This window comes from Pseudoalteromonas sp. SIMBA_162 (assembly GCF_046535955.1).
Lineage (GTDB): Bacteria > Pseudomonadota > Gammaproteobacteria > Enterobacterales > Alteromonadaceae > Pseudoalteromonas > Pseudoalteromonas marina.
In genome coordinates this window covers 1-257 of sequence record NZ_JAWJBQ010000700.1, presented here as the reverse complement: position 1 = coordinate 257, position 257 = coordinate 1, and the positions used below count along the sequence as shown (strand labels likewise).

Here is a 257-nt window from a genome sequence, read left to right as displayed (position 1 = left end):
AAAATACGCCCTGGGGGCAGCGGCAACATCTTGCGTAAAAACGCTTGGATACCGGGTAGCCGTGACGGACGACCCGTTAGCAGCAACATGTCGCAGCTATATTGATGGATCACCTCACACAGGGCGCCAAGAGTCTTGCCAATGTTAATGCCATCGCCCAGGAAGGCTTTGTGAACGAGAGGCAAGTTAAACGTTATGGGTGTATCCATTAGCTCAAACGATGAGGCGTTACTGTTTTTCACGTCACGTCGTACGGC

Annotated in this window: 1 protein-coding gene; it reads right to left on the bottom strand. The window is 51.8% G+C overall.

Annotated features, from left to right (window positions below; translation table 11 throughout):
* Nucleotides 1-257, bottom strand: a 257-nt coding sequence (locus R0J88_RS21480; RefSeq protein WP_410901099.1) for a virulence factor SrfB, incomplete at both ends; no start/stop codon positions are given.